Raw genomic sequence first — 17,953 nt, 5'->3', positions numbered from 1 at the left:
TGTCTCCTAATCGAGAAAGTTCTTCAGCTCGCGCACGAGCTTCTGGATGCGTCCGGAAATCACCGGGGTGCCGAGCTTGGTGAACCGCTCGCGGAACCACGGGTTGACGCTTTGCCGGCCGGAACTGTTCACCGAACCCACCGGGATCAATTTCACGCCGGAGCGGTGCACGGCCTCCATGGCCTCGAACAGCGGCTGCGAACGATCGAACTCGTAGAAGTCCGAAATCCACACCAGCACGGTATTCGTCGGATCGGTGATCTTGGGCTGCGCCATGGCCATGGCGACCGGGCCGTCGTTACCGCCGCCGAGGTTGGTGCGCAGCAGTACCTCGAACGGGTCGTGCACCCACGGCGTCAGATCCATGGCGCGAGTGTCATAGGCGATCAGATGCACGTCCACCTTGGGCAGGCCCGCGAAGATCGACGCCAGAATCGTGCAGTTCACCATGGAGTCGACCATCGAGCCGGACTGGTCGACCACCACGATCATGCGGGCCGGGACGGTGCGTTTCGCGGTCTGCCGGTAGTAGAGGCGGTCGACGTAGAGGCGTTCGTCCTCCGGATTCCAGTTCGGCAGGTTCTTCCAGATGGTGCGATCCACATCGAGGTTGCGCAGGATGCGCTTGGGCGGCACGGACCGGTCGACGGTGCCGGTGCTGGTCTGCTGCACCTGGGTGCGCAGCACCTCGGCGACCTCGTCGATGTAGCGGCGGATCAGGCGTTTGGCATTGGCCAGGGCCACGCCCGACAAATTGTGCTTGTCGCGCAACAACTGTTCGATGAGCGACATGCTCGGGGTGAGTTGTGCGGCCAGATGGGGATCGGCCAGCACTTCGCGCAGCCGCATCCGCGACACCAGCTCACCCTCGATGCCGGCCAGCACCCCGTGCACGGCACCTGCCTGTTCCTCGCCCAGACAGCGGCGCAACCACCCGGCATCGGATTGCCAGCCGGCCAGTTGGGTGGCGCTGACCTGACCGGAACCGGTGGCGAAGACGTTGAGCAGCAACTTCGATACCAGTGCGGCGGAGCGAACCTCGGCGGCGCCGACGGGCCGGCCCGCGTAGTCGGCGGAGACCTCCCCTCCGGTCGGGGCGGCTTCGGACGTGCCGCCCGAGAAGTCGAGACCTTCGAACTCGGCCTTCAGCTCCGGATACCGTTGCACCACGGTATCGACGGCGATACTCGGGTCGAGCACGGCGAGCGGCAACCCCAGGTCGTCGGCGACACCCGCGCTCGCCTGTTCCAACGTCGGTTGCTGATCCCCGCCGAAGACGCCGGCCAGCAGCCGCCAATAGACGATCTGCCGCCGCGTCTCGTGGTTCGGTTCGCTCGCTGCCCGGCCGGTGTGTGCGGCGGAACTGCGTGGTGGTGTCGTCATGTTCGCAGCAACCGTCCTGCCCGCTCGCGCAACACCGCGACGGCGTCGCCCGACTTCGCTTGCGCCTTGGTGACTTTCGCATCGGTGGGCCCGAGCGCCCAATCACCGTTGTGAGCGGCGGTGAGGGTGTTCTTGACCTTGCGCCGCACCGCCAGCGGGCGCACCGACCAGCCGCCGTCCCAGCGCAGCAGTCCGATCATGTCGACCGAGCCGTTCACCCCCGCCACGGTGAGCGGGCCGGCGGGTGGCAGTGCCGCGAGGTCCACCCGGAGGCGCTGATCGCCCAGTTCGAGCAGGCCGTCCCGAATTCGGTACCCCTCGAGCAGCACCGGTTCGGCGATATGGATCGGATCGCGATCCAGTGGCGCCACCGCCGGAGCGTGAGCCCCGGGGAGCTGCACGGCAGCGGTGACGAACGGGTCGGCGGATTCCCCGGCCTCGGCGCGGTGGTCCTCCCACAGCAGATCTCCGGCGGCGGTCAGTGCCATATCGGTGAGTCCGAGGGCCCGATGCTCGGCCAGCGCGGTGAGCAGGCGCGGATGCGCACCGAGTAGTTGCCACACCGCCGGCCCCACGATGGTGTCCACCTTGGCCGCCGCCACCGACACCCGCACCCGACGCGCGGGCGCGCCGGTGACCTCGAGTATGCCGTGCAGCTGAGCCTGCACAGCGGTCCCGTGCTCGTGCAATTCCACCCCGAGCGGTAGTAGGCGTCCCGAAACCAGCTCGGTTCCCACGGTTTCCGTGCCGCGTGCGGACAGCAGCAGGGCGCGTGACCACAGGTCGGCCCAGCGTCGTGCGGGCACCCGGTCCATGGTGGCGATCGGCGCACACGCACCCAGTTCGGCAGCGAAACCGTCCAGCAGTACGGCCACCCGGCGCAACGAAGGCTCGGCGAACAGGGATTCGACGGTCCGATCGGCCGCGGTGACCAGATCGTGGTCCACGCCGCGCCAACCGGCGATGGCCAGCTCGCCCAGCCAGGCCTGAACTCCCGCGGCGAGCGGGCCCGCCGCGCCGATCCCGGTAGCACCTGCCCACTCGGATCGGCCCCGGTTCGACGCGGTATCGATCTGGTCGAGCAGGGCATCGTGCAGCGCGCCGAGCAGCGCGGCACGTGCCGCGGCCAGCGCCGACAGCTCGTCGACCCCGAACGTGCCCGCCCGCACGGCCGACACGGCCGTCACGACCACCTCCGCCAGCGGTGATCCCGATACCGCCCCGGCCAGCGCCGCCAGCGCCGTGCCCTGTGGTTCGGACAGCCGGGCGAGCCCGTCGACCAGGACCGCATCGAAGTTGTTCACCACGTCCAGAACCGCGGCGACGCCTGCGGGCGGATCGGCGAGCGCGCCCAGCTGTACCGCCTGCATCACTTCACCACCCCCGCCGGGAACCACTGCAACTCCGGCAGCGGCGTGGCGGCGGCAGGCAGTTCGAGATACCTCAGATGCCGGAGGAACCGGCTGAACACCGCCGCGGCGGGCGCCGGATCGCGGCTTCCGTTCAGGCAGCTCGCGATTCGGTCGCCGTCGGGCACCTCGACCCGCAGGAACCGGGCCACCCTGGCCTGCCCGTACTGGAGTACGGCCGCATCGATCAGCGCGTCCAGGTGCTTGCAGGCCCCGCCCTGATTCAGCCCGCCGCACGGCCGGTTGTTGTTGGTACTGCAGCTGAGCCCGTGCGTTCCCGCGGTCACCGAGGCCACGTAGACACGGGCGATGTCGGAGCCGCTCGATACCACTCCCTGCAGGCGTCCGTCGGCCAGCTCGACGAACGGCACCTTGTTCAACTTGCGCGGCGTTGCGGCGGGCAGCACCCGCAGCACCGCGGCGTGCTCCCACGCCGGCTCATCCGGCATGGCACTCGGATTCGAGGCCATTGTTCTCCCTCCCGGTCGATCACGATGCGCACAAGGTATGCGACAGCACCGACAAGTGCTGTGCCGGTCGGGATCCGGGCGGAGTGTCGGTGTCGGTGCCCGATTCACTTCGCGGTGTGAACATTGCCGAAACCGGCCCTGGCACGCGCTGACCCGCGTACCGTCTTGGCTCACAGCGATGGTCGGCAAGGGTGCCGCCGGTGACCGTCTCGCCGACTGCCCCCGCCGCGTGCGACAAGGAGGTCGATCTCGGTGCACCGTCTCGAAAATTCCGCCCTGTGGCGTGGTGTTCTGATCGGGCTGTCCGCGCTGGGCGCCGGTTTCGGCGCCATGGTGCCGCTCTACCTGAACGACGACAGACCGTGCGACGAGGTGGTCGACGCAGACTGGGACTGGTCGATCCCCCACGAGTGGTTCGATCGAGCGCAGCATTGACGCGGTTGCGCGGTCGTCAGGCTCCGGTGAGGTAGTCGGCCCCACCGACGTACACGGTGTGCCCCGGTCCGGCGTCGGTCGCCGCGGTGGCGTCGGCGATCGCGGTCGCGAACTCCTCGACCGTGGGCAGTGCACCGTGCTCGGTACGGGCGGCGACCGCATCGGGGTCGCGGCGCTCCAGCAGCCGGACGATGATCGTGCCCTCGATCATGTCGCCGGAGACCACCGTGAAACCGATTCCGCGCGCGGCGAATTCGGCTGCCATCGCGCGTAGCGCGTCTTCGCCCGCCCGTTTGCTCGCCGCGATCGGCTCGTAGCCGGGCGGGGTGGGTTTGCGCCCGTGGAAATGTGCCTGGTGACTGGTGACGAACACGATCCGCCCGCCCGGGGCCAGGACCGGCAGCGCCTGTTCTACCAGTCGTACCTGGGCGTCCCGGTTGATTCGCATCGCGTAGTCGGGTGCTGCGCCGTGCTCCAGCCCACCGGAGGCGTTGAGGACCAGGACGTCCAGTCGCTCGAAGCGGTCGGCGATCTCCTCGATCAGCCTGCTGCTCTGCTCCGGATCGGCCAGGTCGGCGCCGAGCGGGGTGGCGGTTCCGCCCGCGGCGGCGATCGAGTCGACGAGTTCGGTCGCGCGCTTGGCCTTCTCCCGGTAGTTCACCAGAACGTGGTCGCCGCGTCCCGCGAGTATTCGGGCCGTATCCGCCCCGATCCCGCGGGAGGCGCCGGTGACCAACACGATGCGTTGTGAATCCAACGGTGCACTCCCACCTGTTTGCTTCTGATTCAGAACCACTATGGTAGTTCGAAATGAGAAGTGCAACCGAGGTCGGGGACGCCGAACGCGCGGCGATGGAGCTGTTGGGGCAGCGCTGGATGCTGCGCATCATCCGGGAGCTGGAGCCGGGGCCACTCGGATTTCTCGAGCTGCGCCGGCGGATGGACAACTGCTCGTCGAGCATGCTCTCGGTGCGGTTGCAGACGCTGCAGGGCGCCGGAGTGATCGTGAAGCGTGCCGACAAGGCGTACGAACTGACCGCGCCGGGCACTGCGCTCGCTGAGGCACTGGCACCGCTGTGGGGGTGGGCGCGGCGATACCTGGATTCGGGTGACGGACCGGGCCGGGGGTGACCCGGTGGATCATGTCCGCTGTGAATCGGCGCGGCTGGTGTGGAGGGGGGAGTGAGGTGTCGGCCCGGTCGAGGCGGTGTCGCCGTGCTGGTGTGACGACGTCCGATGTCGGCGCCGCGCATCGGCTAGGTTGGTGGCAGTCCACGTCGTGAGGTAGCGGGGTGTGCAGTTCGAGGACAAGGTGGGGCTCGATATGAACGGCGACATCATTCGGCGCAGCGCTCGCCCACTGTCGGGTCTGGTTGCGGTCGTCGCCGCGCTGGCACTGGTGGGGTGTGGATCCACCGAACCCGGGCACGGGCGCTCGGCCGACCCGGTCGCGGCCAAGTCGACCGCGAGTTCCACCGTGCCCGAGGTCATCGACTGTTCGTTCAACAAGCCGGCGGTCCGGCCACAGAGCCTGATCCTCGCCTGTGCCGATCTGGGTGCGCAGGTGGAAGAGATCCGATGGCAGAGCTGGGGGCAGGACAAGGCGGAAGGTGACGGCACCGAACACGACAACGTGTGCGAACCCAACTGCGCCGCCGGGAACTACATCACCCGCCAGGTGCACCTGACCCTGTCGAAGGTGGTGCAGCCGGGGAATGTGTTCACCTCGGTGACGACCGTGGATGCCGAGGGGAAGACGCAGACCTGGCCGATGACACCACGCTGAGGCCCTCGCCGCGAAAATAAGTGATACTCGGGGTATCGCGTACTGCCCGATCGTTGCTACGCTGCTGTAGCAACCGTGATCAGGAGTACCGATGAAGCTGCTTCCACTGTCCACCGCCGCGGGTGACCCCGGCGAGGTGGCGCTGCATGCGCGCAACGTGCGGTTCGACTGGCAGGCCACGCCGCTGCGGTGGCTCGCCTCGGAACCGATCGCGTCCCACGTGTTCAACTCGCTCAACCTGCTGCTTCCCGAGGGGGAGCGGATGTTCATCCAGACCTTCTCCGAGGCGCTACCCCTGATTCGCGACGAGAAACTGCGCGAGCAGGTCATCGGCTTCATGGGGCAGGAAGCCATGCATGCCGAAACCCACAACGATTCGCTTCGGAAGGTACTCGAGACGCACGGAGTGGACGTCGAGAGTTACCTGCGGCAGATGGAATACGTCTTCCGCAAGGCACTGGGTCCCCGAGCAGGACAGCAGGCGCAGCAGGAATTCCAGACACTTGTCGAACGGCTGGGCTTCATCGCCACCCTGGAGCACTTCTTCGCATTCCTCGGCGACTGGATCATCAATGCCGACCTGGAACGATTCGGGGCCGATCCGGCCATGCTCGACCTGTTCCGCTGGCACGGCGCCGAAGAGGTCGAGCACCGCTTCGTCGCCCACGATGTGGCCGAATATTTCGAGGTCGGCTATATCCGCCGCTGCGCGCTGATGGCACTCGTCTTCCCGGTGTTCACGGTGCTGCTCATGCGGGGGACCAAATACCTTGTGCAACAGGACCCGGGACTGCCCGATATGGGTTATCCACGCCTGGCGCCCAAGGTATTCGGCGCGATGTGGCGCGGTGCGCTCCCGGGTATTCCGTCGCTGCTGCGTTCGGCATTGTCGGTCGCCCGGCCCGGCTACACCCCGGCGTCGGTCGGCTCGACCGCACAGGCCGTGGCATATCTGGCGAAGTCGCCGGCGGCGCAGGCCCTCGCCTCGTGACCACCCGTCGCCCGGTTCCGGTGGCGCTGCCGCCGGACCTCTACCGTAACTCCGGAGTCGACCGGACGACCCAGCTCATCAGCCTGCTGGCCGGTGCCCGGATCCGCTGGTCGGCCCTGGTCAACCGGACGAACTCGGCCGGCACCTCGGACGACGGACGGCTCCGGCTGCGGGTGATCGAACGCCGGGTGGAAGCCCACGACACCGATGTCGTCAGCGTGCTGCTGGCCGCACCCGACGGCGCGGTACTGCCGTCCTGGCGGCCGGGGGCGCACCTGGACGTGGAGCTGCCCTCGGGCCGGTTACGGCAGTACTCGCTGTGCGGAGACCCGGCCGACCGGTACCACTACCGGATCGCGGTCCGTCGCATCCCCACCGGGCTCGGCGGTTCGATCGAGGTCCACGATGCGGTGCGTCCGGGTCACGACCTCACCGTGCGCGGCCCCCGTAACGCCTTCCCGTTCGTCCTGCCCGGATACGGATCGCCTGCCGCTCGGGTGCATTTCGTGGCCGGCGGCATCGGAATCACCCCGATTCTGCCGATGGTGCGCATGGCGGACCGGCTCGGCGTGGACTGGGCCATGGTCTACACCGGCCGCTGCCGCGATGCGATGCCCTTCCTGGACGAGATCGAATCTTTCGGTGACCGGGTCACCGTGCGTACCGACGACGAATCCGGGACGCCCACCGCCGCGGCACTGCTGGCCGGGGTCGGGCGCGACACCTCCGTCTACTGCTGCGGTCCGGTGCCCATGACCGCGGTGATCGCCGCCGCGGTACGCGAGATGCACGGAGTGGAACTGCATTCCGAGCGCTTCTCCGCCGCCCCGGTGGTGGCCGGGACCCCGTTCGAGGTGGAGCTCGCGCGCACCGGTGAGGTGCTCGCCATCCCCGCCGACCGCACCGTGCTCGACGAAGTGCTGCGTGTTCGTCCCGATATCGCCTACTCCTGCCGCCAAGGATTCTGCCGCACCTGCAAGGTCCACGTCCTCGATGGTCCCCCCGACCATCGCGACACCGTACTGACCCCGGACGAACGTGCTGCCGGTGAACTGCTCATCTGCGTATCCCGCTGTGCCGGTGAGCGTCTGGTGCTCGACCTCTGACCACTCTCGTCTCTTCGAGGAGATATTCGTGACCGCTCCCGTTCCCGATGCCCAGCACTTCGTCCGCAACGGCGATATCGATATCGCCGTCTACGAGTACGGCGACCCGTCCGCGCCCGCGATGCTGCTCGTGCACGGCTGGCCCGACGATCATCACCTCTGGGATCGCGTGATTCCCTTGCTGGCCGGGCGTTTTCACGTGGTGGCCTACGACACCCGCGGCCACGGGCGTTCGACTCGCACGGATCGCACCGAGGACTACGAGCTGGACCGGTTCGCGTCGGACTTCTACGCCGTGGCCGACGCGGTCAGCCCCGGCGAGCCGGTGCACGTCCTGGCTCACGACTGGGGCTCGGTGCAGGTGTGGGAGGCGGTGTGCGAGCCACGCGCGACCGCCCGGATCGCCTCGTTCACCTCCGTGTCGGGGCCGAACCTCGACCACCTCGCACACTGGACTCGCGACCGGCTCGGCCGCGGCGCGCTGTGGGGCCCGGCCACCCAACTGCTGTCCTCGGCCTATACCGCCCTGTTCATGACCCCGGGGCTCAACAAGGTGGTGATGCGGCCGCTGTCGTCGGAGAAGATCTGGAAACGGTTCATCGCGCTGATGAACGAAACCTCACCCGACAACGTGAAACTCGGGCCCGCATTCCGGCAGGACTTCTTCGACGGGATGCGGATCTACCAGGCCAACATTCTGCCCCGCATGTTCGGCCCGCGGGAACGGCACACCGAGGTCCCGGTGCAGCTGATCGTCGCCCGCCGCGATATCGCGGTGCGCCCGGCCGGATTCGACGATGCCACGAAGTGGACGCGGCGGCTGTGGCGCCGCGAGATCGCCGGCGGGCACTGGCTGCCCTTCTCCCACCCGGAACTGCTGGCCACCTCCGCCACCGAACTGGCGGAAGCAGTAACCACCGGTGCGCAGCCGCGCACCCTGCGCCGCGCCGAAGTCGGTGCGCAGACTTCGCCCTTCGGTGATCGACTGGTCGTGATCACCGGTGGCGGAAGCGGAATCGGGCAGCAGACCGCGCTCGCCTTCGCCGCGCTCGGTGCGGAGGTGGTGGTATCCGATATCGACCCCGACGCCGCCAAGCGCACCGTTTCCGCGATCGAGGCGGCCGGTGGCACCGCGCACGCCTACGGAGTCGACGTCTCCGACGAGACTGCCCTGCGTGACCACGCGGCCGAGGTGATCGCCGCCCACGGGGTGCCCGATATTCTGATCAACAACGCCGGAATCGGTCAGGCCGGCGATTTCTTCGACACCCCCGCCGCCGAATTCGACCGGGTGCTGCGGGTGAATCTGGGCGGTGTGGTCAACGGATGCCGCACCTTCGGCGCCGCGATGTCCGAGCGTGGCCTCGGTGGGCATATCGTCAACGTCTCCAGCATGGCGGCCTACAGCCCGCAACAGGGGATGAGCGCCTACTCGACCAGTAAATCGGCGGTCTTCATGTTCTCGGACTGCCTGCGCGCCGAGCTCGCCGGTAGCGGCATCGAGGTGCACACCGTGTGCCCTGGCGTGGTGCGCACGAATATCGTTTCCACCACCCGGTTCTCCGGACTGTCCGCCGACGAGGAAGCGGCGAAACAAGCCGAATACGATGCGTTGTACCGCCGACGCAACTACGGGCCGGAGCGGGTCGCACAACAGATCGTCGCGGCCGTGCAATCCCATCGCGATATCGTGCCGGTGACTCCTGAAGCCCGGGTGCAGTACCACTTCAGCAGGCTGGCGCCCGCACTGAACCGCTTCCTCGCAGCGCGCATCAAACTGACCTGACCGGTGCGGGCCGTCCCGCCGCACCGGTAGTCGGGGATGCCGAGCCCATTCTCAGTAGGTCAGTGCGTGGCGGAATCGGCTGCCGTGGTGTCCTCGTCGTCCTTGGTCCGGGTGGCGAGCAGGCTGGTGACCGTGACCACCGCGAGCACCACCACGATCACCACGAGCGAGGCGGGGGTCGGAATCTGCGGCACCCCGTCCCAGATCTCGTGCGCCCAGTGCAGCACCAGTTTCACGCCGATGAATCCGAGGATCACCGCCAGGCCGTAGGCCAGGTGCACCAGTCGCGACAGCACCGACTGCAGCACGAAGTACAGCGCTCGCAGGCCGAGCAGTGCGAAGGCGTTGGTCGCGAACACCAGATACGGATCGCCGGTCACGCCGTACACGGCCGGCACCGAGTCGATCGCGAACACCAGGTCGGTCGCCATGACGGCGGTGACGACCAGAGCCAGCGGGGTGAGCGCACGCCGCCCGGCTTCGCGCACCGTCATCTTCGTGCCACGGTAGTCGTCGGTGACCGGCATCAGCCGGCGCATCAGCCGGACCGTGCGCATCTTCGAGATATCGACTTCTTGGTCGTCGCCACCGATCGCGTCGCGGATCAGCTTGAGCGCGGTGAGCAGCAGGATTATCCCGAACAACAGGAATGCCCAGTTCAGCGACGCCAGTGCGGCCGCACCGATCGCGATGAAGATACCGCGCAGCACCAGCGCGCCGACGATGCCGAACAGCAGGACCCGCTGGGCCAGTGCCGCCGGTACCGCGAAGGCGGCCAGTAGCAGCATGAAGACGAACAGGTTGTCCACCGACAACGATTTCTCGAGCACGTAGCCGGTGATGAATTCGGTGGCGGGGGTCGAGCCGTAGCCCGCCCAGATCAGGCCGAAGAAGGCGAACGGGAGGGCCAGATAGAACACGGTCCACCCGACGGCCTCCCGCATCGAGACCTCATGTGGTTTCCGGGTGACGATGAAGTCCAGCGCGAGCAGGATCAGTACCCCGGCGATGGTGGCGGCCCACAACCACGGCGTGCCGATGGTGTGCAACTGCTGAGCTGCGAGAACGGTCGAATTCACGGGTCTCCTCGGGTATGCGTTAGCACCCGAGGTCTCCTTCACCCGATATTCGGGTGGCCACCCGGGGATCCCGACGGCGGAATCCGTACTGACCGATGTGACGCTTGGGAAGTACTCCCCTCGGAGGCGAGGATAGCGAAGCCTTTGCTCAAATCCAAGTGAATCGAAAAGCAATGGGACCGACGGCACAGTCCGGCGGCGGTCCACCCACGAAGCAGCTAGCCGCGCGGGTCGAGGACGACCAGCGCGATCGGCCGGTCGGTCATCGTCTGATACTGCGAATACCGGCCCTTGTTGACCTTGTCGACCAAGGCCCAGCGCCGTGCGTAGTCTGGATCGTCCGGATAGGTCGGCCGCGCCGTGACCGGAATCCGCCGCCGCCCGACCTGGATCTCACACTCCGGCGCCGCCTTCACATTCGCCAGCCACCCCGGCGGCCGCGACGAGCCCCCATTGGATGCGGTGACGATGTAGGACTGCCCGTCCCGCGCATAGGTCAGTGCGCTGGTCCGCGGCTTCCCGGTCTTGCGCCCCACGGTGCGCAACAGCAATGTCGGATTCCCGAAGAGCAGCCGATGCCCCACCAGCCCACCGGATTTCTCGTACACCGCCTGGTGCACCCGCAACGCGGTCGTGAACAGATCAGCCATCCCGCACCTCCCATCGCGAACCGTGCCCCAACCGTAGCCGCCACAACGGTCCCGGTCCCGTGTCGCGCGACAGGCGCACCCCGTGTCCCCAAGGGTTTCAGCGATTTCGGCTCTCACCGATCTCCGCCGTTCCGGCAACCCAAGTAGGTTCATCGCCTCCGGACCCGGTAGCATCCCCCACGTCCGCGGCGTGCCGCGGTAAGGGGCGGTAGCTCAGTCGGTTAGAGCCGCGGACTCATAATCCGCTGGTCGCGGGTTCGAGCCCCGCCCGCCCCACCATCAGCCGCGCACGTGCAGTCCGAAACCGCTGCGCCCCAGCGGCTCCAACCCCTCCTTCAACTGCAGCGACGGGATCTCGTAGTCGCCGAAGTTCTGCTTCCGGAACGGGATCGGCTCGGTCGTCTCCAGGGTATGCAGGCGCTGCTGCCAGGCTTTCGCGATATCCGGGTAGTCCTCGTCGGTCAGGCGGTCGGTGCCGTACAGCACGAACGGGGGCAGCGATTCGATTCCCGGGTAGTACAGGATGCCGTGCTGGATGGGGAACAGCAGGTCGTCGATCGGGCCGTTGATGCCGCGGGCGTCGTAGTGGGACTCCTTGCCGCCGATCGTCACCGAGAGCAGGGCTCGGCGGCCGGCCAGGGTGCCTTCGCCGTAGCGTTCGCCGTACTTGGTGGCACTGTGTTCGCCGACGCCGTAGGCGAAGTGGTAGGTGAACACCCGGTCCACCCAGCCCTTGAGGATCGCGGGCATGCCGTACCACCACAGCGGGAACTGGAAGATGATCGTGTCGGCCCAGAGCAGTTTTTCCTGTTCGGCGCGGACGTCGGCGGTGAGGGTGCCGGTGTCGAAGGCGCGGCCCGAATCGCGCGCGACCCGCAACGGGGCCGAGGCGGACGGACCGTAGTCCGCGGCGTCTACGGTGGCTTTCCAGTTCATCGCATACAGGTCGCTCACCTGCACTTCGTGCCCGGCGGCCGTCAACGTCGATACCGCGAGGTCGGTGAGTGAGCTGTTGAGTGACTTCGGTTCCGGATGGGCGTGCACGATCAGTGTTTTCACGACAGAACTCCTTCGGATCGGATGCTTCGATCCTGGGCGCCGCACCGACCGCCGTTCAGGGACGCTTCTTCCGTGGGCTCCGGGGTCCTGGTAATGACAGGACCACCCTCACCGGAAGAAGCGAGGCCATACTGGGGTAATGGACGATCTCGCGGGCTTCCTGCGGACTCGACGCTCCCGGGTCGAGCCCGCATCGGTCGGCATTCCCACCCGAGGACATCGACGGGTCGAGGGTCTGCGCCGGGAGGAAATCGCACACCTGTCCGGCGTCAGCGTCGACTACTACGTCCGGCTGGAACAGGGCCGCGCCACCCAGCCCTCCGAGCAGGTCCTCGACGCCCTCGCCCGGGTGCTGGGCCTCGACGACACCGAACGCGAACATCTGCACCGGCTCGCGTGCCAGACCCGCCGCCGGGCGAAGGTACCGGCCGGGCGCGTCAGGCCGGAGTTGCTGCGGGTGCTCGACCTGGTGCCCGGCGCGCCCGCGATGATCATGAACCATCGCATGGATGTGCTCGCCGGCAATCGTCTTGCCAGGCTGCTCTACGGCCGGCCGATGCCGGGATTCAACACCGCCCGGCACATCTTCCTGGAGGAGAACGAGCGCGGGCTGTATGCGGACTGGGAGAAATGCACGCTGGACGCGGTCGGGCATCTGCGCCTGGCTGCCGGAAAGTACCCCGACGATCCGGGCCTTGCCTCGCTCATCGGCGAACTGTCGATGGGCAGTGCACGCTTCCGTCGCCTCTGGGCCCGTGCGGATGTCCGCGCCCGCACCCATGGGCTCAAGCCGTTCCGGCACCCGCTGGTGGGACTGCTGGAACTGCATCAGGAGAACTTCGCGCTGCCGGACGAATCGGGTATGGAACTGCTGGTGCTCTCCGCTGCCCCGGACAGCCCGACCGAGGACGGACTGCACCTGCTCGCGGCTCTCGGGACCGACGAAGGTCTCCTGGAGACGAGGGCCGAGCAGCGCGCGGGGCGCCCCGACCGCACCGGCGACAGTCGATAGCGCTGCAGGCGGACGTTCGGTGCCGACCCGACTGCACGGTGCGGCGTGACGGTCGACGCAGGCATGCAGCCCGAGGTTGACCCTGACGCTGCGTCAGGGTTGCAGTCTTGTCATATGACCAACATCAGTACCGCGCCGGATCGGTCGGTTCCGCCGATCGGGGAGTTTCAGGACATCGACGACCGCAGTCTTTTCGTATACCGAGCCGGGAGCGGCGGGCCGGCGGTCGTGTTCTTGCCGGGCGCGAGCGCTGTCGGTCTGGACTATTTCGGTGTGCAGCAGGGTGTTTCGGCGTTCACCACGGCGGTGGTGTACGACCGTGGCGGAACCGGCTTCAGTGACGCGCTCGCCCTGCCCCGCACCGCCGCGGCGGTCGCCACGGAACTACGGGAATTGCTACGGGCCCAGCACATTCCCGGCCCCTACATCCTGGCGGCACATTCACTCGGCGGGTTGTACGCGCACCGGTTCACTCAGCTGTACCCGCACGAGGTTGCGGGACTGGTCTGGCTGGACGGTCTGCATCGCGACTGGGACGCGTTCATGCCGCCCGCGTCGGGATTCGCGGTGGCCGAGCAGTCGGCACCCGAGCTGGAGCAGATGCAGCGCATGCGTCCGGCGCTGCGGGAGATGTTCGCCGAACTGCACGCGGATTATCCGGATGGGCTCGGGGAACAGTTGGTCGATGCGAAGGTGAGCGACGAGTGGCTGCGTGCCGGTATCGCCGAACGCAGCATGTTGACCGGGCTCGCCGCCGAGCTGGCATCCGGGCCGAACATTCCCGATGTGCCGGTGGTCGCTCTCACCGTGGTGGGTGTCGATCCCGGACAACAGGCAGTGGTCGGCGATCAGGCGATACGGGAGATGAACGATGCCAAGACGCGGCTGGACGCTGCGCTGGTGGGTGCGGTATCGCAGGGGGAACAGCGCATCGTCTCCGACACCGTGCACCATCGGCTCTGCTTCGACCGCCCCGACGCCGTGGTGCAGGCGGCACGTGACGTTTTCGACCGGGCCACACACCCCTAGACTTGCCTGGTCCACAGCGGGTGAAGGGAGGGCGGTGCTCACGATCGGAAGGCTCGCGGCGGCCGCCGGTGTCACCGTGCGTACGGTACGCCACTACCACCAGGTCGGCCTGTTACCCGAGCCCGAGCGTGACGCCTCCGGATACCGTCGCTACGACGCGCAGGCGGCGGTGGATCTCATTCGCATCCGCACCCTCGCCGATGCCGGTGTTCCGCTGGCACGCATCGACGCGCTGCTGCACGCTCAGCCGAGCGAGTTCGCCGCCGCCATCGTCGATATCGACGCCGAGTTGCAGCGCCGGATCGACGAACTCGCCGAATATCGCCGCCGGATCGCCCAGCTGGACAGCGGGGAACGGCTCGTACTCCCCGCCGAGGTGGTCGCGCTGCTGGACCGGATGCGCGGACTGGGCGTCGGGGAGCGCAGACTGCGCATCGAGCGCGATGCGTGGATCCTGATGCACGCCATGGAACCGGCTACGGTGCCGCGCCGGCTCCGGGAGAAGAACGCGGCCTTCGACGACCCGGAGACGGTGCGGATGTATCTCGCCTGCGACCGGGCGGCCGACTGGGATCCCGGCGATCCGCGCCTGGATGCGCTGATCGACGAACTGGATGCGTGGAACGCGCGGCACGACCGTGACGGCACCGGATCCGGGCACGCGCAGTTGGTGTTCGCGCGGATTGCTGCGGAGACACCGGCGTGGCACCGCATCGCCGACACGCTCACCCACCGTGCCGAACGTCGCCGCGGCGTCGATCGCTGACTTCCGCCGTGCGCACCGGAGTCCACCGGACGGCGGTCACCCGCTCGCTCGCGGAAAGCGGGTGCCGCGGCCCGTGGCTCGGGGCGCGAACCTAGGCGAGCCGCACGTTCGCGGTGGCGAGGCCGAAGATCTTGCGGCCCGCGGATTTTGCGATGATCACGACCACCGCCGAGCGGCTCTCCGGGTCGACCGACTTCACGCGGCCGGTGAACTCCACGGTGCCGGCAGTGTCGGCCGCGACGACGGTGTAGTTCGACAACCGCACCCCGTAGCGGGTGATCGCGCCCGGGTCGCCGAGCCAACCGGTGACGAAACCTGCGCCCAGGCCCATGGTCAGCATTCCGTGCGCGATGACATCGGGCAGGCCGGCGAGGGAGGCGACACCGTCGTGCCAGTGGATCGGATTCGCGTCTCCGGCGACGCCGGCGTAGTTCACCAGATCGCCGCGGGTGAGCGCGACGGTGCGGGCGGGCAGTTCGTCGCCGACGCTGATGTCCTCGAAGCGCATTGCGGTCCCGGGGGTGCGTCCATGGGAGATCGGGGAGTGCCGCAGCCCGTCGCCGGCGGGAGTCTCCTCGGAAGCCTCGGGCCGGGCCGAGCCCCGCGAGGTGGCATCGATCCCGTGCATGATCACGCGGTCGATGGATTCGCTGATGCCCGCGTCGACGTCCTCGCCGGTGACACCGACCACCGTCGTGTGCATCACGTGCACGACATCGCCGGTCTGATCGACGAAGGTGTTGGTGACCGTCATCAGATCCTTACCCGCGATGCGGCGCACCGAGGACAATTCGACATCGCTGACCAGCTGATCGCCGGTGGTCACGGGTTTGTACATCTCGAAGACCTGATCGGTCTGCACAAACACGTCGTAGCCGGTGATGACCGATTCGAACAGCCGGCGGTTGGCCAGCATCGCGGCGGTGGAGATGAAGGTGGTGGGTGCGACCAGACCGGAGTAGCCGAGCTCGGCGGCCGCGTCCTCGGACCAGTGCGCGGGGTGGAAATCCTGTACCGCGCGGGCGTATTCGCGGATCTTCTCCCGGCCGACCTCGTAGTAGTCGGCCATCCGGTAGCGATAGCCTTCGAGCTCAGAGATATCCGACGCTGTGTCCACCCAATTGCTCCTCGTGTTCTCGGATTCGTCGATGCGAGCCCCCACCCTTCCACACGCGGCGCCGTGATGGGCCCGGACAGTACGGCGCGGTCCACGAGTCGTGGGTTCGTCGCCTCGACTCGCGGACCGCTCGTTCGGGTGTGCCTCGTGGAGCAGCTCAGTCGACGGAGCCGATCTGTCCGCGCACCAGTTTGCCGGTCACATTGCGCGGCAGCGGTTCGGTGGTGATGCGCCACCGCTCCGGAACCTTGAAATAGGAGAGACGATCGGTGGCGAAGGCCCGCAGGTCGTTCTCCGAGACCGAGGAGCCCTCGGGCACCACCACCACGGCGGCGACCTGCTGACCGAGGTCGGGATGCGGTTCGCCGACGACCGCACATTCGATGACCCCGGGGTGTTCGTCGAGGGTCTGCTCGATCTCCACCGGGTAGATGTTCTCCCCACCGCGCAGGATCAGATCGGAACGGCGACCGGTCAGATACAGCCGTCCCTGCCGGACCGCGCCGAAATCACCGGTCCGCAGCCAGCGCTCGGAATCGATCGCGGCAGCGGTGGCTTCCGGATTGCGCCAGTAGCCGATCATGACGTACGGGCTGCGCACATACACCTCACCCTCCACGCCTTCGGGGACCGCGGCCCCGTCGGGGTCCCGGATCTCCAGGGTGACGCCGATGATCGGGCGGCCCAGGGTGCCCGGCGCCTCGGCGAGGTCCATCGGGGTGGCGACTGCGGCAGCGGTACTGCATTCCGTCAGACCGTAGCTGTCGACGAGGGCGTTCGCGGCGAACGGAATCTCCTCGCGCAGACGCTGTTTGAATGCTGTCGACGACGGCGCCGAAGCCAGGGCGAAGGCGGTGAGTGACGAGGTGTCGTAGCGCCCGATGTCGCCGTGCTCGAGCAGCCGTGACGCCATGGTGGGAACAGCGCCCCAGTTGGTGACCTTCTCGCGCTCGATCAACCGCAGGATCTTGTCGGCGTCGAAGCCTCCCTGCGGAATGATGAGCGCGCTACCGGTCGCGATCCGGGGAACGACCAGATTGTGCAGGCTGGCGATATGGAACAGGGGCGACGTGAGCAGACACCGCACGTCCACCGGAGCACCCGGTTCCAGGGTTCGGCCGGTGAACGCCGCGGCGAGCGCGTCGGTGTATTCGAAGTAGCCGGTCACCGCCAGCAGGTTGCGCTGAGAATGCAACGCCGCCTTGGGCTTTCCGCTGGTGCCGCTGGTGAAGAGGATGACCGACGGGTCGTCCTCGGCGACGTCGGGTACTTCCGGCTGCGCACCGGCATGTGCGGCGATGAGCCGGGGCAGATCCTGCTCCATGGTCAGGACCGGAACGGTGGTGTCGACCTCCGCGAGAACCTTCGCCCGCTTCGCGTCGGCGATGACGACGGCCGGATCGCTGAGCTGAATTCCGTATTCGATCTCACGCGGAACCCACCATCCGTTGAGGCCGACGGTGATGGCACCGAGTTGCTGCGTCGCCCAGAAGGCGATCACCCACTCGACGGTGTTCGCGGCGAGGATGGCGACCCGGTCACCGCGACCGATGCCGTAGTCGGCGCGCAGCGCGGCAGCGAGGGCCGCTGCGGCCTCGGCGTGTTCGCGAAACGACAGCCGCCGGTCCTCGGTGACGAGGTAGTCGCGCTCGCCGAACCGCAGTGATTCGACGAGCAGTTCCGCGACGGCTCGGCGCCGCTCCCGCATGACCGGCATGCGGGCGCCGAGCACCTCCTCCTCGACCAATTCGAACCGCGCACCGGGGCCGGTCAGGCCGGCCATGATGGCGCCGAGGTCGGGTCCGGAAGCGGAGGTAGTGGTCATCGGCAGTCCTTCTGTGTGGAGCGTCACAACCACTACACCCTGCCACGGGC

At 67.8% G+C, this 17,953-nt stretch carries 18 protein-coding genes and 1 tRNA gene; 10 read left to right on the top strand and 9 right to left on the bottom strand.

From position 1 onward, the window contains the following. Positions 1-6: 6 nt before the first annotated feature. The 3 genes from NV2_RS01785 to NV2_RS01775 are packed head-to-tail and all read right to left on the bottom strand — an operon-like array spanning position 7 to position 3,262. Positions 7-1,383 (bottom strand): VWA domain-containing protein, encoded by a 1,377-nt coding sequence (locus tag NV2_RS01785; RefSeq protein ID WP_210748912.1) that lies wholly within the window; start codon positions 1,381-1,383, stop codon positions 7-9. Then, positions 1,380-2,753, bottom strand: a complete 1,374-nt coding sequence (locus NV2_RS01780) for a hypothetical protein (RefSeq protein ID WP_067868150.1) — start codon at positions 2,751-2,753, stop codon at positions 1,380-1,382. Before NV2_RS01780 ends, NV2_RS01785 begins: the two co-directional genes overlap by 4 nt. Beyond that, positions 2,753-3,262 (bottom strand): hypothetical protein, encoded by a 510-nt coding sequence (locus tag NV2_RS01775; RefSeq protein ID WP_174550534.1) that lies wholly within the window; start codon positions 3,260-3,262, stop codon positions 2,753-2,755. The genes NV2_RS01780 and NV2_RS01775 overlap by 1 nt, the downstream gene beginning before the upstream one ends. Positions 3,263-3,514: 252 nt before the next feature. Between NV2_RS01775 and NV2_RS01770 the strand changes: the two genes are divergently transcribed. Continuing rightward, a complete protein-coding gene (locus NV2_RS01770) occupies positions 3,515-3,697 on the top strand; it encodes a hypothetical protein (RefSeq protein ID WP_067868147.1) in 183 nt (60 codons plus the stop codon). A gap of 16 nt (positions 3,698-3,713) precedes the next feature. On the opposite strand, the gene NV2_RS01765 is transcribed toward NV2_RS01770, so the two are convergent. Then, a complete protein-coding gene (locus NV2_RS01765) occupies positions 3,714-4,454 on the bottom strand; it encodes an SDR family oxidoreductase (RefSeq protein ID WP_245662388.1) in 741 nt (246 codons plus the stop codon). 53 nt (positions 4,455-4,507) lie between these two features. Between NV2_RS01765 and NV2_RS01760 the strand changes: the two genes are divergently transcribed. The 5 genes from NV2_RS01760 to NV2_RS01740 all read left to right on the top strand — a co-directional run bounded on the left by NV2_RS01760 (position 4,508) and on the right by NV2_RS01740 (position 9,366). Further along, a complete protein-coding gene (locus NV2_RS01760; RefSeq protein WP_067868144.1) occupies positions 4,508-4,828 on the top strand; it encodes a winged helix-turn-helix transcriptional regulator in 321 nt (106 codons plus the stop codon). A gap of 163 nt (positions 4,829-4,991) precedes the next feature. Then, complete coding sequence (locus NV2_RS01755; protein ID WP_067868141.1) at positions 4,992-5,483, top strand: hypothetical protein; 492 nt, start codon at positions 4,992-4,994, stop codon at positions 5,481-5,483. 91 nt (positions 5,484-5,574) lie between these two features. Next, positions 5,575-6,474, top strand: a complete 900-nt coding sequence (locus NV2_RS01750) for a metal-dependent hydrolase (RefSeq protein WP_067868138.1) — start codon at positions 5,575-5,577, stop codon at positions 6,472-6,474. Then, positions 6,471-7,580, top strand: a complete 1,110-nt coding sequence (locus NV2_RS01745) for a PDR/VanB family oxidoreductase (protein WP_067868135.1) — start codon at positions 6,471-6,473, stop codon at positions 7,578-7,580. The genes NV2_RS01750 and NV2_RS01745 overlap by 4 nt, the downstream gene beginning before the upstream one ends. A 28-nt stretch (positions 7,581-7,608) precedes the next feature. Next, on the top strand, positions 7,609-9,366 hold the full coding sequence (locus NV2_RS01740) for an SDR family oxidoreductase (RefSeq protein WP_067868132.1): 1,758 nt from the start codon (positions 7,609-7,611) through the stop codon (positions 9,364-9,366). Positions 9,367-9,425: 59 nt separating this feature from the next. Here the strand turns inward: NV2_RS01740 and NV2_RS01735 are convergent, their stop codons facing one another. Beyond that, positions 9,426-10,445 (bottom strand): TerC/Alx family metal homeostasis membrane protein, encoded by a 1,020-nt coding sequence (locus tag NV2_RS01735; protein ID WP_067868129.1) that lies wholly within the window; start codon positions 10,443-10,445, stop codon positions 9,426-9,428. 218 nt (positions 10,446-10,663) lie between these two features. Beyond that, positions 10,664-11,095, bottom strand: coding sequence for a nitroreductase family deazaflavin-dependent oxidoreductase (locus tag NV2_RS01730; RefSeq protein ID WP_067868127.1), 432 nt, complete (start codon positions 11,093-11,095; stop codon positions 10,664-10,666). Positions 11,096-11,297: 202 nt separating this feature from the next. Between NV2_RS01730 and NV2_RS01725 the strand changes: the two genes are divergently transcribed. Next, positions 11,298-11,374 (top strand) — tRNA-Ile (locus NV2_RS01725). On the opposite strand, the gene NV2_RS01720 is transcribed toward NV2_RS01725, so the two are convergent. Next, complete coding sequence (locus NV2_RS01720; protein WP_067868124.1) at positions 11,375-12,154, bottom strand: NAD(P)H-dependent oxidoreductase; 780 nt, start codon at positions 12,152-12,154, stop codon at positions 11,375-11,377. A gap of 139 nt (positions 12,155-12,293) precedes the next feature. Here NV2_RS01720 and NV2_RS01715 point away from each other — a divergent pair, with 139 nt between their 5' ends. The 3 genes from NV2_RS01715 (at position 12,294) to NV2_RS01705 (ending at position 14,961) form a co-directional block, all read left to right on the top strand. Further along, positions 12,294-13,166 carry a helix-turn-helix transcriptional regulator gene (locus tag NV2_RS01715; RefSeq protein WP_067868121.1) on the top strand — a complete coding sequence of 291 codons (873 nt, stop codon included), beginning with the start codon at positions 12,294-12,296 and terminating at the stop codon, positions 13,164-13,166. Between the two features lie 114 nt (positions 13,167-13,280). After that, positions 13,281-14,195 carry an alpha/beta fold hydrolase gene (locus tag NV2_RS01710; RefSeq protein WP_067868118.1) on the top strand — a complete coding sequence of 305 codons (915 nt, stop codon included), beginning with the start codon at positions 13,281-13,283 and terminating at the stop codon, positions 14,193-14,195. A gap of 34 nt (positions 14,196-14,229) precedes the next feature. Then, positions 14,230-14,961, top strand: coding sequence for a MerR family transcriptional regulator (locus NV2_RS01705; protein ID WP_067868114.1), 732 nt, complete (start codon positions 14,230-14,232; stop codon positions 14,959-14,961). A gap of 91 nt (positions 14,962-15,052) precedes the next feature. Here NV2_RS01705 and NV2_RS01700 read toward each other — a convergent pair whose 3' ends face one another. Then, on the bottom strand, positions 15,053-16,030 hold the full coding sequence (locus NV2_RS01700; RefSeq protein ID WP_084473810.1) for a fused (3R)-hydroxyacyl-ACP dehydratase subunits HadA/HadB: 978 nt from the start codon (positions 16,028-16,030) through the stop codon (positions 15,053-15,055). A 205-nt stretch (positions 16,031-16,235) separates the two neighbouring features. Further along, positions 16,236-17,903 carry a steroid-24-oyl-CoA synthetase gene (gene casG, locus NV2_RS01695; RefSeq protein ID WP_067869135.1) on the bottom strand — a complete coding sequence of 556 codons (1,668 nt, stop codon included), beginning with the start codon at positions 17,901-17,903 and terminating at the stop codon, positions 16,236-16,238. Between the last annotated feature and the right edge of the window lie 50 nt (positions 17,904-17,953).

The organism is Nocardia vermiculata NBRC 100427 (assembly GCF_001613265.1).
Taxonomy (GTDB): Bacteria; Actinomycetota; Actinomycetes; order Mycobacteriales; family Mycobacteriaceae; genus Nocardia; species Nocardia vermiculata.
The sequence above is the reverse complement of the archived record's forward strand: the minus strand, read 5'-3'. Positions and strand labels throughout refer to the sequence as shown.